Source organism: Caulobacter vibrioides (assembly GCF_002858865.1).
GTDB lineage: Bacteria > Pseudomonadota > Alphaproteobacteria > Caulobacterales > Caulobacteraceae > Caulobacter > Caulobacter vibrioides.
In genome coordinates this window covers 36,895-56,696 of sequence record NZ_PJRR01000015.1, presented here as the reverse complement: position 1 = coordinate 56,696, position 19,802 = coordinate 36,895, and the positions used below count along the sequence as shown (strand labels likewise).

At 69.2% G+C, this 19,802-nt stretch carries 23 protein-coding genes; 16 read left to right on the top strand and 7 right to left on the bottom strand.

The window, feature by feature from the left end:
• Window positions 1-355 precede the first annotated feature (355 nt).
• The gene (locus CVUC_RS11610) at window positions 356-2,146 is read left to right on the top strand and encodes a feruloyl-CoA synthase (RefSeq protein ID WP_096032342.1); all 1,791 of its coding nucleotides are present in this window, start codon (window positions 356-358) and stop codon (window positions 2,144-2,146) included.
• 90 nt (window positions 2,147-2,236) lie between these two features.
• Here CVUC_RS11610 and CVUC_RS11600 read toward each other — a convergent pair whose 3' ends face one another.
• The gene (locus tag CVUC_RS11600; protein ID WP_096032343.1) at window positions 2,237-2,914 is read right to left on the bottom strand and encodes a lysoplasmalogenase; all 678 of its coding nucleotides are present in this window, start codon (window positions 2,912-2,914) and stop codon (window positions 2,237-2,239) included.
• 130 nt (window positions 2,915-3,044) lie between these two features.
• On the opposite strand from CVUC_RS11600, the gene CVUC_RS11595 reads away from it, so the two are divergent.
• The gene (locus CVUC_RS11595; protein WP_096032344.1) at window positions 3,045-4,583 is read left to right on the top strand and encodes an acetolactate synthase large subunit; all 1,539 of its coding nucleotides are present in this window, start codon (window positions 3,045-3,047) and stop codon (window positions 4,581-4,583) included.
• Window positions 4,584-4,674: 91 nt separating this feature from the next.
• Here the strand turns inward: CVUC_RS11595 and CVUC_RS11590 are convergent, their stop codons facing one another.
• Window positions 4,675-6,033: a hypothetical protein gene (locus tag CVUC_RS11590; RefSeq protein ID WP_096032345.1), complete on the bottom strand. Its 1,359-nt coding sequence runs from the start codon at window positions 6,031-6,033 to the stop codon at window positions 4,675-4,677.
• A 154-nt stretch (window positions 6,034-6,187) separates the two neighbouring features.
• On the opposite strand from CVUC_RS11590, the gene CVUC_RS11585 reads away from it, so the two are divergent.
• Genes CVUC_RS11585 through CVUC_RS11555 form a run of 7 tightly spaced genes read left to right on the top strand, consistent with a single transcriptional unit; the run spans window position 6,188 to window position 11,337 of the window.
• Window positions 6,188-7,285, top strand: a complete 1,098-nt coding sequence (locus CVUC_RS11585) for an MBL fold metallo-hydrolase (RefSeq protein WP_096032346.1) — start codon at window positions 6,188-6,190, stop codon at window positions 7,283-7,285.
• Between the two features lie 44 nt (window positions 7,286-7,329).
• A complete protein-coding gene (locus CVUC_RS11580) occupies window positions 7,330-7,773 on the top strand; it encodes a MarR family winged helix-turn-helix transcriptional regulator (RefSeq protein WP_010918284.1) in 444 nt (147 codons plus the stop codon).
• A complete protein-coding gene (locus tag CVUC_RS11575; RefSeq protein ID WP_096032347.1) occupies window positions 7,770-8,540 on the top strand; it encodes an enoyl-CoA hydratase in 771 nt (256 codons plus the stop codon). Before CVUC_RS11580 ends, CVUC_RS11575 begins: the two co-directional genes overlap by 4 nt.
• A 3-nt stretch (window positions 8,541-8,543) precedes the next feature.
• Entirely contained in the window at window positions 8,544-8,960 is a 417-nt protein-coding gene (locus tag CVUC_RS11570; protein ID WP_012639951.1) for a DUF3995 domain-containing protein, read from the top strand.
• Window positions 8,961-8,996: 36 nt separating this feature from the next.
• The gene (locus CVUC_RS11565; RefSeq protein ID WP_096032348.1) at window positions 8,997-9,968 is read left to right on the top strand and encodes an SDR family NAD(P)-dependent oxidoreductase; all 972 of its coding nucleotides are present in this window, start codon (window positions 8,997-8,999) and stop codon (window positions 9,966-9,968) included.
• Window positions 9,968-10,483, top strand: a complete 516-nt coding sequence (locus CVUC_RS11560; RefSeq protein WP_010918287.1) for a hypothetical protein — start codon at window positions 9,968-9,970, stop codon at window positions 10,481-10,483. Before CVUC_RS11565 ends, CVUC_RS11560 begins: the two co-directional genes overlap by 1 nt.
• Entirely contained in the window at window positions 10,480-11,337 is an 858-nt protein-coding gene (locus tag CVUC_RS11555) for an SDR family oxidoreductase (protein WP_010918288.1), read from the top strand. The genes CVUC_RS11560 and CVUC_RS11555 overlap by 4 nt, the downstream gene beginning before the upstream one ends.
• A 101-nt stretch (window positions 11,338-11,438) precedes the next feature.
• Here the strand turns inward: CVUC_RS11555 and CVUC_RS11550 are convergent, their stop codons facing one another.
• Window positions 11,439-11,807 (bottom strand): TfoX/Sxy family protein, encoded by a 369-nt coding sequence (locus tag CVUC_RS11550; RefSeq protein ID WP_164468049.1) that lies wholly within the window; start codon window positions 11,805-11,807, stop codon window positions 11,439-11,441.
• Between CVUC_RS11550 and CVUC_RS11545 the strand changes: the two genes are divergently transcribed.
• Window positions 11,797-12,276, top strand: coding sequence for a GNAT family N-acetyltransferase (locus CVUC_RS11545; RefSeq protein WP_096032350.1), 480 nt, complete (start codon window positions 11,797-11,799; stop codon window positions 12,274-12,276). The genes CVUC_RS11550 and CVUC_RS11545 overlap by 11 nt on opposite strands.
• Before the next feature lie 32 nt (window positions 12,277-12,308).
• On the opposite strand, the gene CVUC_RS11540 is transcribed toward CVUC_RS11545, so the two are convergent.
• A complete protein-coding gene (locus CVUC_RS11540; RefSeq protein WP_096032351.1) occupies window positions 12,309-13,577 on the bottom strand; it encodes an MFS transporter in 1,269 nt (422 codons plus the stop codon).
• Window positions 13,578-13,674: 97 nt separating this feature from the next.
• Between CVUC_RS11540 and CVUC_RS20025 the strand changes: the two genes are divergently transcribed.
• The 6 genes from CVUC_RS20025 to CVUC_RS11510 all read left to right on the top strand — a co-directional run bounded on the left by CVUC_RS20025 (window position 13,675) and on the right by CVUC_RS11510 (window position 17,626).
• Window positions 13,675-13,719: a hypothetical protein gene (locus tag CVUC_RS20025; protein ID WP_024265543.1), complete on the top strand. Its 45-nt coding sequence runs from the start codon at window positions 13,675-13,677 to the stop codon at window positions 13,717-13,719.
• A 62-nt stretch (window positions 13,720-13,781) separates the two neighbouring features.
• Window positions 13,782-14,312: a GNAT family N-acetyltransferase gene (locus CVUC_RS11530; RefSeq protein ID WP_096032352.1), complete on the top strand. Its 531-nt coding sequence runs from the start codon at window positions 13,782-13,784 to the stop codon at window positions 14,310-14,312.
• A gap of 32 nt (window positions 14,313-14,344) precedes the next feature.
• Complete coding sequence (locus CVUC_RS11525; protein WP_096032353.1) at window positions 14,345-14,908, top strand: DUF1285 domain-containing protein; 564 nt, start codon at window positions 14,345-14,347, stop codon at window positions 14,906-14,908.
• Window positions 14,905-15,555, top strand: a complete 651-nt coding sequence (locus CVUC_RS11520) for a CoA pyrophosphatase (RefSeq protein ID WP_096032354.1) — start codon at window positions 14,905-14,907, stop codon at window positions 15,553-15,555. The genes CVUC_RS11525 and CVUC_RS11520 overlap by 4 nt, the downstream gene beginning before the upstream one ends.
• A gap of 92 nt (window positions 15,556-15,647) precedes the next feature.
• Window positions 15,648-16,901, top strand: coding sequence for a CCA tRNA nucleotidyltransferase (locus CVUC_RS11515; protein ID WP_024265544.1), 1,254 nt, complete (start codon window positions 15,648-15,650; stop codon window positions 16,899-16,901).
• Window positions 16,902-16,921: 20 nt separating this feature from the next.
• Window positions 16,922-17,626 (top strand): glutamine amidotransferase-related protein, encoded by a 705-nt coding sequence (locus CVUC_RS11510; protein ID WP_164468050.1) that lies wholly within the window; start codon window positions 16,922-16,924, stop codon window positions 17,624-17,626.
• Window positions 17,627-17,807: 181 nt separating this feature from the next.
• Here CVUC_RS11510 and CVUC_RS11505 read toward each other — a convergent pair whose 3' ends face one another.
• From CVUC_RS11505 to CVUC_RS11495, 3 genes are all read right to left on the bottom strand, one after another.
• Window positions 17,808-18,779, bottom strand: coding sequence for a tetratricopeptide repeat protein (locus CVUC_RS11505; protein WP_164468265.1), 972 nt, complete (start codon window positions 18,777-18,779; stop codon window positions 17,808-17,810).
• Between the two features lie 140 nt (window positions 18,780-18,919).
• Window positions 18,920-19,318 carry a DUF4870 family protein gene (locus CVUC_RS11500; protein ID WP_010918299.1) on the bottom strand — a complete coding sequence of 133 codons (399 nt, stop codon included), beginning with the start codon at window positions 19,316-19,318 and terminating at the stop codon, window positions 18,920-18,922.
• A gap of 3 nt (window positions 19,319-19,321) precedes the next feature.
• Window positions 19,322-19,693, bottom strand: a complete 372-nt coding sequence (locus tag CVUC_RS11495) for a DUF4870 family protein (RefSeq protein ID WP_164468051.1) — start codon at window positions 19,691-19,693, stop codon at window positions 19,322-19,324.
• Window positions 19,694-19,802 lie beyond the last annotated feature (109 nt).

The following is a 19,802-nucleotide window of genomic DNA, read 5'->3' as shown; positions in this document are numbered from 1 at the left end:
GTCTTCTCCCTTTGACGCGCGATCATCGCAGCGCCTCGACCCCAGAGACGCGCCGGTTCGGACGGATTCGACAGCGGGCGCTGAAAAATGTCGAGAGGGGGGAGTTTCTATCCCTCGGAGGAAGGGAGCTTGGGTGACACGCTGTGTTGCAACCCGTGTCATCCCGGCCGTAGCGCAGCGTAGAGCCGGGACCCAGGGGCGGCAGGCGCAGCGCTTTGACACCCCCTGGGTCCCGGGTCGGCGACGCCGCCCGGATGACACGAGGGGGATGGGCTTATCAGCGGGCCAAGACGCCGGAGGGCCGTCATCGCGCCGCATGGATTGAACAGCCGTATGACCCGCGACATAACAGGTCATGGACGGATCGACCCTCGACACAGCCCCCTTCCGTGACGCTCGCTACGCGCCCCGCGCGCTGGAGGTCGAGCGACAGGGGCAGACGCTGATCCTGCGCAATCCCATGCCCTATTCGGACGCGGTGCGGACCACGACCGCGCCGTTGGCCCGCTGGGCCGCGCAGGCGCCGGACCGGGTCTGGCTGGCCGAGCGTGCCGGCGAAGGCTGGCGGACGGTCACCTATGCGGACGCCAAGACGCAGGTCGAAGCCCTGGCGGGCGGACTGCAAGGTCTGGGTCTGCGCCGAAGCCAGCCGATGCTGATCCTGGCCCGCAACGGCGTCGATCACGCCCTGATCGCCTACGCCGCCATGAGCCTGGGCGCCCCGGCCGCGCCGGTGTCGCCGCAGTACGGGCTGAAGGGCGCGGATCTCACCCGGCTGCAGCACGCCGTCGAACGGCTGAAGCCCGCCGCCGTCTACGCCGACGACGCCGAAGCGTTCGGCGACGCCCTGGCCGCGCCGTTCCTGGCCGGACTGCCGGTGGTGGTCAGCCGAAATGCGCGACCCGGCGACGTCGCCTTCGAGGCTTTGCTGAAGAGCCCGCCGCTGGCGCCTGTCGCTCAGCCGGACGATGTGGCCAAGCTGCTCTTGACCTCCGGCTCGACCGGCAAGCCGAAAGCCGTGGTCTGCACCCATGCCAACATCGCGCTGAACGCGGCCCAGATCGAGGCCTGCTATGCCGACCCCGACCCGCCGGTGTTGGTCAATTCCGCGCCCTGGAGCCACAGCCTCGGCGCCAACGCCATCCTGCACATGGTGCTGCACCGGGGCGGGACGCTCTATATCGATGCCGGCCAACCCTTGCCGGGGCGCTTTGGCGAGACGGTGCGTAACCTGTCCGAGGTGGCGACGACCTATCACAACATGGTCCCGGCCGGCTGGGCGATGTTCGTCGGCGAGCTGGAGCGCGACGAGGCCCTGGCCGCCAAGTTCTTCGAGAAGGTCCGCGTGTTGCAGTACGGCGGCGCCTCGATGGCCCAGTCGATCCTCGACCGCGTCCAGGCTGTCGCGGTGCGTACGGTGGGCGAACGCATCACCTTCGCCGCCGGCTATGGCGCGACCGAGACCGGCCCGACCGCTTGTAACATCCACTGGCTGAACGCGCGCTCGGGTATGGTTGGCCTGCCCACGCCCGGCACCGCAGTGAAGCTGGTGCCTGCGGGCGAGGGCGGCAAGTTCGAGATCCGCGTGAAGGGGCCGCAGGTCTCGCCCGGCTATCTCGACCAGCCCGAGGCCACGGCCCAGGCTTTCGACGAGGACGGTTTTTACCGCCTGGGCGACGCGGCGCGGCTGGCCGATCCGGAGGATCCCGCCGCGGGGCTGGTGTTCGACGGGCGCCTCGTCGAGAACTTCAAGCTGGCCAGCGGCACCTTCGTCGCGGCCGGGGCCCTGCGGGTGGCGGCGGTGTCGGCGATCGGCGGCGTGGTCTCCGATGCGGTGGTCTGCGGCGAGGGGCAGGAGGGCGTGGGCCTGATGCTGTTCCTCGACGCCAAGGCGGTCGAGCGTCTCGGGAGCCCCGAGGCGGTGCGCGCGGCGATCGTCGAGGGTCTTTCGCGGATGAACGCGGCGGCCAAGGGCGGTGGCGGCCGCATCGCCCGCGCCCTGATCCTGGACGGCGCGCCCGACGCGGCCAGCGGCGAGCTGACCGACAAGGGCTATATCAACCAAGCCCTGGCGCGGGATCGGCGGCCCAAGGACCTGGAGCGGCTTTTTTCTGAGGCGCCGGATGAAGGGGTGATGGTGTTTTAACCCGACCTCCCCGGCGAAGGCCGGGGTCCAGATCGAACCCGTGAACATCTCGGGCTTGGTCAGGGCGGTAGGCGCGTCATCCCCAAAGTCTCAGGCTGAATCTGGACCCCGGCCTTCGCCGGGGAGGTCGGTGGAGGGGTGGGCTAGCGCCCCCGCCACGCCCAGGCAGATCAGCAACTGGCCGAAGTAGTACAGCCCCCAGACGCCCAGGCCCGTGGCCAGGTTGTCGGGCAGCGGCCCCAGGCGGCCGAAGATCAAGAGGTCCGAGACCACGAACATCAGCGCGCCCAGGCCCACGGTCTTGAACGGGAACCGGCTCATCAGGGCCACGGCGGCCATCACCGCCAGGAACAGGCTGTAGAGCGCGATCCCCGGCGCGCCGGCGCGGTCAGTGGGCAGCAGGAACGACACGGCGACCACGACGGGAATCAGCGCTAGGGGCACGAGAGACACGGCCTTGCGGTGGCGAAGATAAAGGCCGCTGGCGACGACGTGTCCCAGCAGGAACGAGATCGCGCCGACCGTGAGACCGTGAGTCTCCAGCAGCACGTCGCCGCCGGTCCCCAGCGCCATCACCGCAGCCAGCAGCCAGCCGTCCAGCGATCGCGCCCGCAGCGCCGCATGGATCGCCAAGAGGCCGACGCCCGCGCCTTTCCACGCCGTCTCGACGCCGGGCGGCAGGGTCAGGCCCCAGCTGGCGACATAGCTGACCCCGGCGATCACGGATGCAATCAGCGTCCAGCGCGCGGCCGCGCTCATTCCTGACATGGCGATGTTCCCCCCTTTTTTTTGGCAGACTGCGCCGCTCCGACCGCCTTGTGCAATCGGCTTGATGCGTCGCCGGGTTGGCGCAGCCGGCGAAATGTCGGAAGGAAGGGGCACAGGTACGGAGAAGACCATGAACGGCGCGGACGCCCTGATCACCACCCTGGCCGACAACGGCGTGACCGCCTGTTTCGCCAATCCCGGCACCAGCGAGATGCAGTTCGTCTCGGCCCTGGACCGCGAGCCGCGCATGCGCAGCGTGCTTTGCCTGTTCGAGGGCGTGGCGACCGGCGCGGCCGACGGCTATGGGCGGATGGCCGGTAAGCCCGCCTGCACCCTGCTGCACCTGGGACCCGGCTACGCCAACGGCGCGGCCAATCTGCACAACGCCCGCCGCGCCTTCACGCCGGTGGTCAATGTGATCGGCGACCACGCCACCTATCACCGCGACTTCGACGCGCCGCTCAATAGCGACATCGCCGCCCTGGCTGCGCCCAACTCTGTCTGGGTCAAGTCGGCCGAGACCGCCGACAGCGTCGGGCCGTTGGCCGCCGAGGCGATCATCGCCGCTTACGGGACGCCGGGCGGCAACGCCTGTCTCGTCCTGCCCGCCGATGCGGCCTGGAACGAAGCCACGGTCAAGGGACCGGTGGTGACGCCGCCCGCCTTCGCCGCGCCCGATGCGGCGTCGGTCGAGGCCGTCGCCAAGGCGCTGGGCGGTGCGACCAAGCCGGTGCTGTTGCTGGGCTCGGGCGCCTGTGGCGAGGCGGCGCTGGCGGCGGCCGGGCGGCTGGCCGCCCACGGCGTGCGGGTGCTGACCGACACCTTCACCGCCCGCCAGGCGCGGGGCGAGGGCCGTTTCCGTCCCGACAAGCTGCCCTATTTCGGCGAGCTGGCCCTGAAGGACCTCGACGGCGTCGACCTGATGGTGCTGGTCGCCACCCAGACCCCGGTCGCCTTCTTCGCCTATCCCGACCGTCCTAGTGTGCTGGTGCCTGAGGGCTGTTCGGTCGAAACCCTGTGCGGTCGCGAGGTCGATGCGGCCGCCGCGCTGAACGCCCTGGCCGACGCGCTGGGCGCGCCCGCCGCCGGCTCCGTCGAGACCTATGCCGCGCCTGATGCGCCGGCCGGACGCCTGGACGCCTGGGCGATCGGCGCGGCGATCGCGCGGCATATGCCCACGGATACGATCATCTCGGATGACGCGGTGACAGCGGGCCTGCCGATCTTCACCCAGACCAAGGCCGCCCGGGCGCATGACTGGCTGTCTTTGACCGGCGGCGCGATCGGCCAGGGGATCCCGCTGGCGATCGGCGCGGCGGTGGCCTGTCCGGACCGCAAGGTCCTGGCGCTCACCGGCGACGGCGCGGGCATGTACACGGTCCAGGGCCTCTGGACGGTGGTCCGCGAAAAGCTGGACGTGACCGTGGTGGTCTTCGCCAACCACGCCTACCGCATCCTCGGCATTGAGCTGGGCCGCACAGGCGCCGGCAATCCGGGTCCCGCCGCCGCGAAGCTGCTGGACCTGGGCGATCCGCGCATCGATTGGGTGAAGCTCGCCGAAGGCCTGGGCATGGTCGCCGAGCGCGTCGCCACCGCCGAGGCCTTCGACGAGGCCTTCGCCCGGGCCATGGCCACGCCGGGTCCGCGCCTGATCGAAGCGGCGATGTAGGGGGGGGGGCTCTTCGCCCCCTCTCCGCCCAAAGAAAAAGCCCGCCCGGATCGCTCCGGGCGGGCTCTTTTTTGTCAGGCCGTGACCTGGATCAGGCCTTCGGCTTGTTGGTCGGCAGCTTGCAGCCGCCGCCGATGCCCTTGGCCTGCGTGCAGGACAGGAACTCCTTGGCGGCCGGCTTGGCCACGCCGATCGGATAGCCCAGGACCCAGCCCGGCAGGCCGTCCGAGCAGGCCACTTCGATGAAGCCCTCGGTGTCGGTCGAACCGATGATGCGGGCGTCCGAGACCTGGCACGAGGCCTTGTTGAAGCCGATCAGATCCTTGGTCAGGCGGGCGTACTGCGTGTCCTTCTTGGTGAACGAGCAGCGGAAGCCGTTCATCTCGGCGGTCAGGCAGTCAAAGACCTTGCCGTCGGTGGCGGTGAATACGGCGATGCCGCCGACGTCGCTGCCCTTGCACTTCAGCTCGACGATTTCCTTCTTCGGGTCGTTCGTCGGCAGCAGGCCGTACTTCTCGACGTCGCAGGTGAAACCGGCCTTGCCGGCCAGCTTGCTGTAGAAGCCGGCTTGCTCGGTCTGAGCGGCCACCGCGTCGGTCATGGTGCAGCCGCCGCCGACGAAGCCGGCTTGGGCGCACGGGATGGCGCGGTTGAAGGCCCCGGTGGCCGAGGTCTGCTGGTACATGTAGCCCTTGCCGTCTTCGCAGGCGACTTCGAAGTAGTTGTCGGCCTTGGTGCTGAGGACGTAGCGCTTGTCCTTGATCGCGCACTTGGTGCCGGCGGCCGCAGCGGCCGTGTTCAGCGTGTCGACGATTTGGAGCTGGGTCTGACGGTTGGTCAGCTTGCAGCTGACATTGCCGCCTTCTTCGTACAGCAGGCAGCTGTTGACCGCGACTTCGCCGCCGATGTTCATCGGCGCGGTGGTCTGGACGACATAGCCCGCGCCGCCCTTACAGGCGACTTCGAAGTACGAGTTCTTGGCGCCCGTGCCGATGGCGCGGGTGTTCTCGATCTCGCACGAGGCGCCGCCCTTCTTGACGTAGGCGTCGAGGCCCGCGCCGGGGTTGGCGTTGCCGGGCAGGATACAGGCCAGACCGCCGACCTTGCCGTCCGGACCCGGCTGGCTCGACTCGAGGCAGCTATAGACTTGCGGCGCGGTGTCCTTCTTGGCGACGAGCGCGAAGCCCATGCCTTCGTTACACGCGACTTCGAAGTACTTGGCGCCCGCCTTCTTGTCCTCGCCGATATAGCGAGCGTCCGACACGGTGCAGCTGGCGCCGCTGGCCTGCATGATGGCCGGCGCTTCCTTCATGCCCGCTTCACGCGCCTTGGCGTCGATGGCGGGCTTGCCCTTCTGTTCCTTCTGCGCCGAAATGACGGCGGACGGAACGAGTACGGCGACCGCGAGGGCGGCCGTCAGGCCGATCGCGAAAGGCCTCATGGGATACATCTCCTGGGTGGATTCCTCGCGCGGACATAAGCGCGTGCTTGCATCGGGGGTCAAGATGCCCTCCGACCTAGGCGTGATCGTGACGGCCCCCAGGGGCAAAAAATGGGTAAGATCCGGAATAAGCGTCGGTCAAAGGGCGCGCGGAGGGAGTGAAATGCGCGACGGGTTCGAAGACGACACGACAGAATCGGTGTCGGAACCGAAGAAGGCCGGACGACTCGTCTATCCCTTCGAGACGGCGCCGGAGCAGGGCTCTGGCCAGGCGGTCGAGGTCGCGCCCGGCGTTCTGTGGCTGCGCATGCCGCTGGGCGGCTCGCTTCAGTTCATCAACGTCTGGGCCATCGAGGACGGCGAGGGCTGGGCGGTGGTCGACACCGGCGTCCAGACCCGCGAGACCAGCCAGGCCTGGCGCGCCGCCTTCGCCGAGGCGTTGGGCGGCAAGCCGATCACCCGCGTGATCGTCACCCACCTGCATCCGGACCATATCGGCCTGGCCGGCTGGATGACGCGCAAGTTCGACTGCCGGCTGTGGATGACCCGCCTGGAATACTTCCAGTGCCGGATGCTGGTGGCCGACACCGGCCGCGAGGCCCCGGAAGACGGGGTGCGGTTCTTCCGCGCCGCCGGCTGGGACGAGGACGCGATCGAGAACTACAAGGCCCGCTTCGGCGGCTTCGGCAAGGCGATCTACGCCCTGCCCGACAGCTATCGCCGCCTGAGCGACGGCGAGGAGTTCGACATCGGCGGCCGCACCTGGCGCGTGGTCACCGGGCAAGGCCATTCGCCCGATCACGCCTGCCTGTGGTGCCCGGAACTCAAGCTGTTGATCTCGGGCGACCAGGTGCTGCCGCGTATCTCGTCGAATGTGTCGGTGTTCCCGACCGAACCGGACGCTGATCCGCTGTCGGACTGGCTGCGCTCCCTGGCCAAGGTCAAGGCGACCGTGCCCGACGAGGTGATCGTGCTGCCGGCGCACAACGATCCCTTCGAGGGCCTGCACACCCGCATCGACGCCCTGATCTCCGGCCACGAGCGGGGCCTGGCCCGGCTGGAGAAGAAGCTTTCCGAGCGCAAGCGCGTGGTCGACACCTTCGGCGCGCTGTTCGCGCGTCCCATCGGGCCTGACCTCCTGGGCATGGCGACCGGCGAGGCCCTGGCCCACCTCAACTGCCTGATCCGGCGCGGACGGGTGAAGCGCGAGGTCGATGGCGACGGGGTGGCCTGGTACGCGGCGAATTCTAGCGAAGTCTAAAAACGATCGTTTGACATTTCGCATGTGAAATATACGGTTGGCGCATGTCCACGCCGCCCAACCGTCGACTGGTCTTTCTGCTGAACGCCGGACACCGGCGCGTGCAGCGTTGGATCGAGGGGCGCATGGCGGCCGAGGGCGGGCTGACCGCCGCGCAGTCGGGCGTGCTGTTCTTTCTCGGCGAGCGGGACGGCGCCTTGATCGGCGAGGCGGCCGACGCCCTCGATCTGGCCCCCTCGGCCATGACCGGCCTGATCGACCGCATGGCCCGGGCCGAGCTGGTCGAGCGCCGCGCCGACGCCAAGGACGGCCGCGCCATGCACCTGCACCTGACCGACAAGGGCCGCGCCGCGCGCGATACGGCCAAGGCCGGGCTTCGCGGCGTCAACGCCCAGCTGACCGAAGGCTTCACGGACGAGGAAATCAGCGTGGTCTCGCGCTGGCTCGCCAGTCTGCAGACCAAGTTCCCCAAGGGAGACCCGCAATGACCGACCATGTGACGGTGCAGATCGACGCCGGCGTGATGACCCTCACCCTGGCGCGCCCGGAAAAGAAGAACGCGCTCTCCAACGCGATGTACGGCGTACTGGCCGACAGCCTGGAGGCGGCCGAAAAGGATCCGACCATCCGTGTGGTGGTCTTCCAGGGCGATGGCGACAGCTTCACCGCCGGCAACGACCTGCAGGACTTCGCCGCCCAGGCCACCGGCGCCTTCAGCGGCGAGCGGCACGTGACCCGGTTCCTGAAGGCCCTGGCCCACGCCACCCGACCGCTGGTCGCGGCCGTGCAGGGCCAGGCGGTCGGCGTGGGGACCACCATGCTCCTGCACTGCGACCTGGTGTTCGTCAGCCCCGACGCGCGCCTGACCACCCCGTTCGTCAACCTGGCCCTGGTGCCGGAGGCCGCGTCCAGCTGGCTGCTGCCGGCGCGGGTGGGCCACGCCCGCGCCTACGCCATGTTCGCCCTCGGCGAGGCGGTGGACGGCGCCACGGCGGTGGCCTGGGGCCTGGCCAACGCGCTTGTGGAGCAGGGCGATCTGCGCGCCCGGGCTCGCACCGCCGCCGACCAGCTGGCCAAGCGTCCGCTGGGCGCGCTGACCGTGACCAAGCGGCTGATGCGCGACGCCGACAAGATCGCCCAGCTGATGGACACCGAGGGCGCGGAGTTCGCCGCGCGTCTGCAGACCGCCGAGGCCCGCGAAGCCTTCATGGCCTTCGCCGAACGCCGCGCGCCCGACTTCAGCAAGGCCGGCTAGGCCGTGCTGCTGACCCTGCTGCTGACCGGGGTCTTTTTCCTGCTCGCGGGCGTCCATCTCTACTGGGCGTTCGGCGGGCGGTGGCCCGGCCATGACGAGGCCTCGCTGGTCGAGCATGTGGTGGGCCGCACGCGCGACATGAAGGCGCCGAGCCTTCTGGCCTGCGTCGCCGTGGCCCTGGCGCTCCTGGCGGGCGGGGCGCTGGTTCTGGCTTCGGTCTGGCCGCCTACGCCCCTGGAGCCCTGGCTGGACGCCGGCCGCTGGGCGCTGTTCGCCGTCTTTGCCGCGCGCGGCGCGGCCACCTATGTTCCGCGGATCTTCCGCTATGCCGAGGGCACGCCGTTCTGGCGTCTGAACCGGCGCGCCTACGGTCCGCTGTGCCTTGCGATCGCTCTGGGGATTTGCGCGATCCAGATGTAGCCTAGCCGACATAACAACAAGCGGGAGGAAGCGGGCATGAGCGGACGGATCACATCGGCCTTTGGGGCCAAGTCGACGGCGCGTGAGGTTGTCGCCGGGCATGACCTTTCAGGTCGCGTGGCGATCGTCACCGGCGCGGCCACCGGCATCGGGGTGGAGACCGCCCGCGCCCTGGCCCTGGCGGGCGCCGAAGTGATCATCGCCGCCCGCAAGCCGGAGCTGGGCGAAGAGGTCGCCAACGCCATCAATGAAGAGGCCGGGTCCAAGCGGGTCAGCTTCGGCATGCTGGATCTCTCCAACCTTGAGGCCATCCGTCACTTCGCCAATGTCTGGGGCGATCGGCGGATCGACATCCTGATCAACAACGCCGCCGTCATGGCCAGTCCGCTGATGCGCACCGCCGACGGCTTCGAGATGCAGTTCGGCACCAACCATCTGGGCCATTTCCTGCTGTCGTTGCTGCTGGCCCCGAACCTGATCGCCGGCGCCAAGGCCAGCGGCAAGCCTTCGCGGCTGGTGTCCTTGTCGTCGATCGGCCACCGACGCTCGGGGATCCATTTCGACGATCCCAACTACACCACCCGCCCCTACGAAAAGTGGGAAGCCTATGGCCAGGCCAAGACCGCCAACAGCCTGTTCGCGGTGGGCTTCGACAAGCGCTTCAAGGATCAGGGCGTCCACGCCAACGCCGTGATGCCGGGCGGCATCTTGACCCCGCTGCAACGCCACCTGCCGATCGAGGAGCAGCGCGCTCTGGGCTGGTTGGATGAGAACGACCAGCCGCGCGAGGGTTTCAAGACGACCGAACAAGGCGCGGCCACCAGCGTCTGGGCGGCGGTCGGAAGCGAGCTCGAGGGCGTCGGCGGGCTCTATCTGGAGGACTGCAACCAGGCGCTGCCCTGGAGCAAGGAAAACCCCTGGACCGGCGTGATGCCGCACGCCCTGGACCCCGAGGCCGCCGATCGGCTCTGGGATCTGTCGGTCGACATCGTCGGGGCCGGCGCCTGATGGAGCGGGCCACCACGCTGCGCCTCGCGGGCGTGGCGGTGCTGCTGGGCGTGGCGATAGACGTCGTCGCGCCCTTCCTGATCTACCCGCGCCTGGTCGAGCCCCAGCCGCATCTCGTCTACACGCTGATCGATCTTCTGCTGCTGATCGGCATGCTGGGCGCGCGGGCCCTGACCGCCCGCGCCACGGGCCCGCTGGGCCTTGCGGGCTTCGTCCTGGCGATCCTGGGCGTCCTGCTGGTGCGCACCTCGCCTGCCGAGGTGTTCGGCGAGGCGTCCTACATGATCGCGTCCGCCATCTGGTCGATCGGCATGGTGGTCTGGGCCATGGACCTCTTGCGGGCGCGCGTGCTGCGGCTGGCGGCGGGCCTGTGGATCGCGGCCCTGGTCGTCGGACTTGTCGGTCTGGCGTTGAAGGATCACGGCCCGGTCGCCCACATGGCCAAGATGGCCTTCCTGCTCGGCTTCGCCGTCGTCGGCGTTCAACTGTTTAAAACCCGTGGAGATCCCGCATGAGCCTCAAGAACAAGACCCTGTTCGTCACCGGCGCCTCGCGCGGCATCGGTCTGGCCATCGCCGTGCGCGCCGCCCGCGACGGCGCCAATGTGGTGATCGCGGCCAAGACAGCCGAGGCCCATCCCAAGCTGCCCGGCACCATCTACACCGCCGCCAAGGAAATCGAGGACGCGGGCGGCAAGGCCCTGCCGCTGGTCGTCGACGTGCGTGAGGAGTCCAGCGTGCAGGAGGCGGTCGACAAGGCCGTGGCCCAGTTCGGCGGCATCGACATCTGCGTCAACAACGCCTCGGCCATCTCGCTGACCCCGACCCTGATGACCGACATGAAGCGATATGACCTGATGCACCAGATCAATACGCGCGGCACGTTCCTGACGTCGAAGGCCTGCATCCCGCACCTGAAGAACGCTGAGAACCCGCACGTCCTGATGCTGTCGCCGCCGCTGGACATGTCGCCGCGCTGGTTCGGCTCGCACGTGGCCTACACCATGGCCAAGTTCGGCATGTCGATGTGCGTGCTGGGCATGGCCGAGGAGTTCAAGCCCGACGGGATCGCCTTCAACGCCCTGTGGCCGCGCACCGGCATCGCCACGGCGGCCATCCAGTTCGCCCTGACCGGCGAGGAAGGCCTGCGCCATTGCCGCACGCCCGAGATCATGGCCGACGCGGCCTATGGGATCTTCAACAAGCCCTCGCGGGACTTCAGCGGCAACTTCCTGATCGACGACACCTTCCTCTATGGCGAGGGCGTGCGCGACTTCGATCACTACAAGGTCGACCCGACCGCCAGCCTGATGCCGGACTTCTTCGTGCCCGAGAGCAGCGAGCCGCCGCCTGGGGTGAAGATCGGGTGATTGAGATCCTCTCCCAGAGGGAGAGGAGGGACCCGCCGCGGAGCGGTGGGAGGTGAGGGGTTTCGTCGGCCGACGCCTTACCCCCTCTCCCTCCCGCGCTTTCAGCGCGGGCCCCGCCCTCTCCCCTTGGGAGAGGGTTTCTGTTTGCGCGCCGCGACGGCCAGCGACTTGCGCGCCCAGTCCAGCAGGAGGTCCTGGTCGTCCAGCGCCTCGGCGGGGGCGGTCCAGTAGGCCATGGTCTTGCCGTCCTCGAACGGCGCGAAGGCCTGGGCGCCGACGGCCTCGAACGCGACCTTCAGATCCTCGTCGCCCTTCAGATAGAGCACGTCGTCGGCGATGAGCGCGAAGAACAGGCCGTTCGCATAAATCCCGACTCCGCCGAACATGCGCCGGGCGCTGACCTGCCCCAACGGGGCCAGCAGCTCCAGAACGAAGTCCCTGTAGTCGTTGGATACCGCCATGACCGTCACCGTCCGTCCCGCCACGCCCGCCGACGCTGGCCTGATCCACCAGTTCATCCTCGATCTGGCCGAGTATGAGAAGCTGCTCGACACCGTCCAGGCGACGCCAGCCGACACGGCCGCAGCCCTGTTCGGCGACAAGGCCCGGGCCTTCGCCGACATCGCCGAGATCGACGGCCAGCCGGTGGGCTTTGCGCTGTGGTTCTACAACTACTCCACCTTCGTGGGGCGGCACGGGATCTATCTGGAGGACCTGTTCGTGCGGCCGTCGGCGCGGGGCTCGGGCGCGGGCAAGGCGCTGCTGGCCAACCTCGCCAAGCGCTGCGTCGACGAGGGCCTGGGCCGCCTGGAATGGACGGTGCTGGACTGGAACGCCCCGTCGATCGCCTTCTATGACAGCCTCGGCGCGGCGGCGATGGACGAGTGGATCATCCGCCGCCTGACCGGCGAGGCGCTGCGCAAGCTGGCGGGGGTCTGAGGTTTTCCTCCCCCGCGCTGCGGGGAGGAGGACTACTCCAGCCGGTCGGCCTTGCGCAGCTCCGGGAACAGGAACGCCCAGATGGCGGTCACCGCCATGGCCCCGACCCCGCCGAACACCGCCGCGCCGATCGGGCCCAGCAGCCAGGCGGCGGCGCCGCTCTCGACCTCGCCGAGCTCGTTGGAGGCGCTGATGAACACGCCGGAGACAGCGGCGACGCGGCCGCGCATGGCGTCGGGGGTCACGATCTGCACCAGGGTCTGGCGGACATAGACGCTGAGCATGTCGGCCCCGCCCAGCACCGCCAGGGCCGCCACCGACAGCCAGACCAGCTTGGAGAGACCAAAGACCACCGTCGCGAGGCCGAAGACGGCCACGCCCGCGAACATGATCTTGCCGGCGTGGCGGCGGATCGGGTTGGCCGCCAGATAGAGCCCCACCAGGCACGCGCCGATCGCCGGCGCGGCGCGCAGCAGGCCAAAGCCGCCGGGGCCGATGTGCAGCACGTCCTTGGCGAACACCGGCAGCAGGGCCGTGGCGCCGCCCAGGATCACGGCGAACAGGTCCAGCGAGATCGAGCCGAACACGATCTTGTTGTTCCAGACGTAGGACAGCCCCTCCTTGATCAGCTCGACGCGCGAGCCGGGCTGCTGTTCAGGCTTGGTGGGCTTGCGGATCGAGAGGGCCAGCAGGGCCGCGACCAGATAGAGGCCGAACGAGGCCCCGAAGGCCAGGGCCGGCGAGTGGATCAGCAGGAGGCCGCCGAGCGCCGGGCCCCCGATCGATCCGGCCTGCCAGGACAGCGAGTTCCAGGCGATGGCGCGCGGCAGCAGCGGCCGCGGCACCAGCATCGGACCCATGGCGCTGCTGGCCGGCGACAGGAAGGCGCGGCTGGCGCCGAACAGCACCGAGATGGCGAAGATCGGCCACAGCTGGTGCGAGCCCATCAAGGCCAGGACCAGCAGCACCCCGGCGCTGATCGCGTCCAGGGCCAGGGTGGCGGCGACGATCAGCTTGCGGGTCCGGCGGTCGGCGGTCTCGCCCGCCACCAGGGTCAGCAGGAACAGCGGCAGGAACTGCGCCAGGCCGATCATGCTGACCAGGAACGCCGACTCGCCGACCGACTTGGTCATCCGGGCGATGGCGTAGACCTGCCAGCCCAGCGCCACCGACTGGATCTGCACGCCCAGGGTGGAGACGAACCGCGCCGCCCAGAACAGGAGGAAGTCACGCTCCCGCAACAGGGCGCGGGTAGGGTTCTCGAGCGCGGGCTCGGACGGCGGGGCGGCAGTGTCGGACATGGCCGCCGAACATACGGCCAAGTCGTCGCACCGCAACGTTATTGACCTCGCAAAGGCTTGGCCCTACAGCGCGCGCATCTTCTGGAGGTTTTCAGGCATGCGACGCCTGCGACGAATGAAGCGCGAACGCGCCACGATCTGAAGCCCTCCCGCGCGCCTTCGTGTCGGGAGCCCCCGACGCCCTTTCGCATTTCCCGAAGGCCGATGACCTCCGTTCAAAAGTCCGTTTCTCCCGAGCCCTATCCGCCGCTGGTCCTCGAGACCCCGGCGATGGAAGCCGCCGTCACCGCATTGATCGACCGGGTCTTCGGTCCCGGTCGTTTCGCCAAGTCGTCCGAGCGCTTGCGCGAGGGCAACACTCTGCTGGCCGACTGCTCGTTCGTGTCGCTGCGGGACGGCGCGCCCGTCGGCTGCGTGCGGATGTGGCCCGTGACGATCGGCGGCGAGCCGGTCGCCTTCCTCGGGCCGCTGGCCGTCGATCCCGATGAGCGCAGCGCCGGCCTTGGCCAGGCGCTGGTCGAGGCCGCCTGCGAGGCCGCCCGCGCCGCCGGCTGGCGGGCGGTGCTGCTGGTGGGCGACGGCCCCTATTTCGGGCGGGTCGGCTTCACCAACGCCCATACGGCCGGCGTCATCATGCCCGGACCGGTGGATCAGCGGCGCGTGCTGCTGCTGCCGCTGCGCGACGGCGGGGATCAAGGCCTGTCCGGTCCCGTCGCCGTTGACCCTCGCGCTTGAGCCGGAGCGCGCGACAGCCTAACTGAACGGGCATGACCGACACGCCCTTCAAGTCTGGCCTGGATGGCGTCGCTCAGTCCGTGAAAGCGGCGGGCGAGCGCGGCCTGCCGCCCGTCCACCTCTGGAACCCGCCCCACTGCGGCGAGATCGACATCCGCATCCGCAAGGACGGCCTTTGGTTCCACGAGGGCACGCCGATCGGCCGCGAGGCGCTGGTGCGCCTGTTCTCGACCGTTTTGCGCCTCGATCCGGACGGTTACCACCTGGTGACGCCGGTCGAGAAGATGAAGATCACCGTCGAGGACGCGCCGTTCATCGCCGTGCGCGTGGACCGCGAGGGCGAGGATCTGGTTTTCCAGACCAATGTCGGCGACACGGTCACGGCCGGCGCGGACAACCCGATCCGCGTCACGATCGACCAGGAAACGGGCGAGCCGCGCCCCTATGTCCACGTCCGCCGGGGCCTGGAGGCGCTGATCGCGCGTTCGGTGTTCTATGAGCTGGCCGAGACGGCGGTGGAAGAGGACGGCGTCTGGGGCGTGCGCTCGGGCGGGGCCTTCTTCCCGATCGCCGCGCCCGGCAAGGGTCTGGCATGACTCGCGAAGAGCGCCGCGCCTGGATCACCAGCCGCCTGCATCCGATCGCGGGTTATGATCCGAGCCTGGCCAACCCGCTGCGTTCGGACTTCGATCTCAATCCGGGCCTGAAGGTCGACAATCCCCACGCCCTGCGTCCCGCCGCCGTGCTGGTGGGACTGGTCGAGCACGACGACGGCCCGACCATTCTGCTGACCCGCCGGGCGGACACCCTGCGCAGCCACACCGGCCAGATCGCCTTCCCGGGCGGCCGCTGCGATCCGGGCGAGACGCCCTGGGGCACGGCCCTGCGCGAGGCGCAGGAGGAGGTCGGGCTGGACCCGGCCCTCGTCACGGTGGCGGGACTGCTGCACGGCTACCAGACCGTGACCGGCTTCCACGTGACCCCGGTCGTGGGCTTCATCGATCCCAAGGCGACCTTCACGCCCAGCCCCGAGGAGGTCGCCGACGTCTTCGAGACGCCGTTCGATTTCCTGATGGATCCGGCCAACCACCAGCGCCAGCACCGCGAGGTTCCGGGCGGGCCGCGCCGACATTTCTACGCCATGCCGTGGAACGATCGGTTCATCTGGGGCGCGACGGCGGGCATGTTGCGGTCGCTCTACGAGGCCCTCCACGACGAAACCGGACGACCCGCCTCCGAATAGGGCGTTTCTTGTCTGGCGAAGCCGGGGTCTAGTGGCCTAACAATGTCGCCCCTTCGTTGGAGGGGATCGGACGCGTGAGTGGGAGTCAGGCGTTGAGCAGTGAAATGATCGGCAACGCGCCCTGGATCGCGCTTCCGGAGACCAAGGCGGTCATCGCCGCGCTGGAAGCGCGCGGCTATGCGGGCTGCGCGCGATTCGTCGGCGGATGCGTGCGCAACACGCTGATGGGCAAGCCTGTCGACGACATCGACATCGCCACGACCCTGACGCCCGATCTGGTCATCGACGCTTTGGAGCAGGCAGGCTTGCGCGCCATTCCGACCGGCGTCGACCACGGCACGATCACGGCGGTGTCGGGCGGTCGCCCCTACGAGATCACCACCCTGCGCAAGGACGTCTCGACCGACGGCCGCCGGGCGGTGGTGGCCTTCACCCAGGACTGGAACCAGGACGCCGAGCGGCGCGACTTCCGCTTCAACGCGCTTTATGCGGATACGGACGGTCGGGTCTATGATCCCACCGGCGAGGGGATCCGCGACGCCCATGAGGGCCGGGTGGTGTTCGTCGGCGATCCGATGACCCGCATCCGCGAGGACTATCTGCGTATCCTGCGCTTCTTCCGCTTCCAGGCCTGGTACGGCCGGGGCGAGCCGGACCAGAAGGGCCTGGCGGCGTGCAAGGCGCTGAAGGGCATGGTCTCGGGCCGCGCGGCCGAGCGCACTCAGAAGGAGCTGATGAAGATGCTGGCGGCGGACGATCCGCGTCCGGCCTTCCGTCTGATGGCCGCCACCAGCGTGCTGTCCTCGATCCTGCCGTCGGTGAAGTCGCTGGCGCGCTTCGAGGCCCTGGTCGGCATCGAGACCGAGCAGCTGTTCGAGAACGACCCCGACCTGCGCCTGGCGGCGCTGATTCCCGACGACCCCAAGGTCGCCGAGCAGCTGGCCGAGCGCCTGCGCCTGCCCAACAATGTCCGTGATCGCCTGGTCGAGGCCGTCGGCAAGAACCCGCGCGTCGTCTCGTGGATGAGCCCGCGCGAGGCGCGCCGGGCGGTCTATGGCCTGGGGACCCGCACCTTCTGCGATCGGATCAAGCTGGCCTGGGCCGGCTCTGGCCGTGACTCCACCGCGCCCCAGTGGCGCGCCCTGCTGGCCCTGGCCGAGACCTGGAACCCGCCGGCCTTCCCGCTGTCGGGCGAGGAGGTGATGAAGGCCGGCGTGCCCAAGGGGCCGATGGTCGGCGAGGTCATGCGCGAGATCGAGCTCTGGTGGATCGACCAGGACTTCATCGAGGACAAGTTCAGCGCCATCGAGCGCCTGAAGGCCGTCGCCCAGGGCATGGTCTACTGATCGCCGTGGCGACGCGCGTCTTGAAGATCGGCCTGCTGGAAACGGGCGAGCCGCCGGGCCCGCTGAAGGCGACCTATGGCGGCTATGGATCGATGTTCGAGACCCTGCTGGGCGATGGCCACGCCTACCGCGCCTACGACGTCCAACGCGGCGAGCTGCCGGCGCATCCGGCCGAGAACGACGCCTATGTGATTACCGGCTCCTCGGCGGGGGTCTATGATCCGCTGCCCTGGATCGAGCCGCTGAAGGCCTTCTTGCGGTCGGCTCGGGGCGAGACCCCCTTGGTCGGGGTCTGTTTTGGCCATCAGATCATGGCCGAGGCGTTCGGCGGCAAGGTCGAGAAGTCGCCCAAGGGCTGGGGCGTGGGCCTGCAGGCCTACGCGGTCGCCGAGCGCGCCGTCTGGATGGATGACGCCGCAGAGGTCGCCGTGCCGGGCTCGCACCAGGACCAGGTCGTGGACCTGCCGCCCACGGCGCGGGTTCTGGCCGGCAGCGCGTTCACGCCCTACGGCATCCTGGCCTATGACGACGCGCCGGCGATCTCGATGCAGTTCCACCCGGAGTTCGCGCCCGACTACGCCAAGGCCCTGATCGAGGCGCGGCGCGGGACGCGTTACACCGATCCGCAGGCCGATGCGGCGATCGCCAGCCTGGATAGTCCCAATGACCGGGCGCGGATGGCGGACTGGATCCGGCGGTTCCTCGCGCAGGAAGCCGGGCGATAGGGCCCCTGCTCAATCAGCTGAAACCATTTTCTTTCGTCATCCCGGCCGGAAGACCGCGTAGCGGGCTGTAGCGCCGGGACCCAGGGGCGACCGCAATGCGCCGGCCCCTGGGTCCCGGATAGCCTCTCCGAGGCTTCCGGGATGACGAGAGGTCTAGTCTTTGCCGGCGCTCGACTTTTCGTCAGGTCGAGATGCGGGCTTCCAGCTCGCTGAGCCGCGCGCGGGTCGCCGCGAGGTCTGGACCAAAGCGGGCCGGATCGGCGGCCGCCAGGCGACCGGCGATGTCGTAGCTCTCGCGATAGAGATCGAGCGCGCGCATGCGATGGCCGCGATCCTCGCGCAGGTCGGCCAGGCGCTCCAGGTTCACCGACAGGGCCCTTTGGGCGTTGGGGTCGTTCGCCTCGCGCGCGCCGCGCGACCGGCGCAGGGCCAGAGCCTCCTCGAAGGCCGAAAGCGCTGCATCCAGCCGTCCTTCGGCCTCGGCGACATCACCGACGCCCGACAGCGCGCCGGCCAGGAGGTCGGTGCTGGCGTCGGTCGGACGGGTCTGGCGCACCTGGCGGGCATAGGCCACCGCCGTCTCATAGGCCTCGCCGGCCTCGTCCAACTGGCCCTGGGCGCGGGCGAAATCGCCCAGATCGCGATGGACGATCGCCAGTTCCTCGTCGGTATGGGCGGCCCGCTTCATGGCGGCCAGCAGCCGCGCGCACTCGCCCCAGGAATCTTCCCGGCTCAGTGTGATCAGGCGCGCGCGCATCTCGGCGAAGGTGCGGGGCGGTGCGACGGGCGCTGCGGCGGGCGCCGCAGGCGCGGTGTGGGATACGGGGGTCGCCACAGGCGCGGCGGGTGCGGCGGCGGCGGCGACGGGGCTGGCGCTGGGCGCGGCCTCGTCAGGAAGCTCCAGCCCCAGGGGCGCGGGCGCTGTCTTGCGCGGCTTGCGTTTTGGGCGGGGAAGCAGGGCGGCGACGATGAGCACCCCGCCCACGATCGCCGCCGCCACGCCGACGGCGGGTCGATGCGGTTCAAACGGACCAAGGTCGAGAGTCGTGGCCCATGTCCCCAGCGAGCCCCAGCCCGCCACCACGTATCCCGACGACGCCAGGATCAGCCCCAAGATGATCCCAACCAGTCGCGCCAACATCGCGTCCCCCAGACGTTCGCCCACCACGGGCGTCCCTCCGCCAGGCCGCACTAGTCATCCGGCGGCCCCGACCCCGTCGAGCCGTCTCAACTGACAGGGGAAGGGAGCCGCCGGAATGATCCGTAGACGGGCGCCGGACGGAGGCGGCGCCTCTAAATCAACCAGCTACGCGGGCGCGGATACGCCTCGCCGCGGACGAGATAGTAGATTCCCAGCACGCAGCGAACCACGAACCAGACGCCAACGGCGCCCATGATCGCAATCCCGGCCAACAGCACGGGGATGCCCACCAGCAGCAGGCTCAGCGGCGCGCCAAAGATCGTCAGCAGCAGGCCGATCAGGAACCAGGCGATGGCCAGCCAGAAGGTCCGAATGGCGAAGGTGTAGTGGCTGGCGTTGATCGGGCCTGCGGCGTCGCGGTTCACATAGGCCACGATCAGGCCGACGAAGAAGGTCAGGCCATTGGTGAAGCCCAGCAGATAGAGGCCGTAGACCACGGCGGGCAGGATCTTGTCTTCCTCGGCGCGAGGGGCGACGGCGGTGTCGGACATGGCTTAGAGCATCCAGTTCTTGGGCGTGGGATAGGGTTGGCCCTTCAGCAGGTGCGAAAGGCCGACGACGGCGCGGACGATGACCCAGAGGCCGACCGCGACCAGCATCACGACACCGATCCCGACTGCGGTCAGCAGAAGCGAGATCAGGCTGAACAGCAGCGCCAGCCAGAAGGTGCGGATCTGGAATTCATAGTGGCTGGCCAGCCAGTCGGGCGCGCCCTTGCGGCTGATATGGGCCAGGATGGCGGCGATCAGGCAGGTGAAGCCGCCGGTCACGGCGCCGCCGATGTGCAGGGCGTAGATCGCGATGGGCAGGGCCTTGTCGTCCTGCAGCGTCGGCGGGACGGCGGTGTCTGGGGTGGGGTCGGTCACGGTTGAGCCTGGAATAGTCTTGTTATCCAGATCGTCGCGCTGATCAGGCCGTGATGCAAATGAAGGTGGCGTCATGAAGGCGATGTCACGTTGGGCGCGTCCGCCGGAC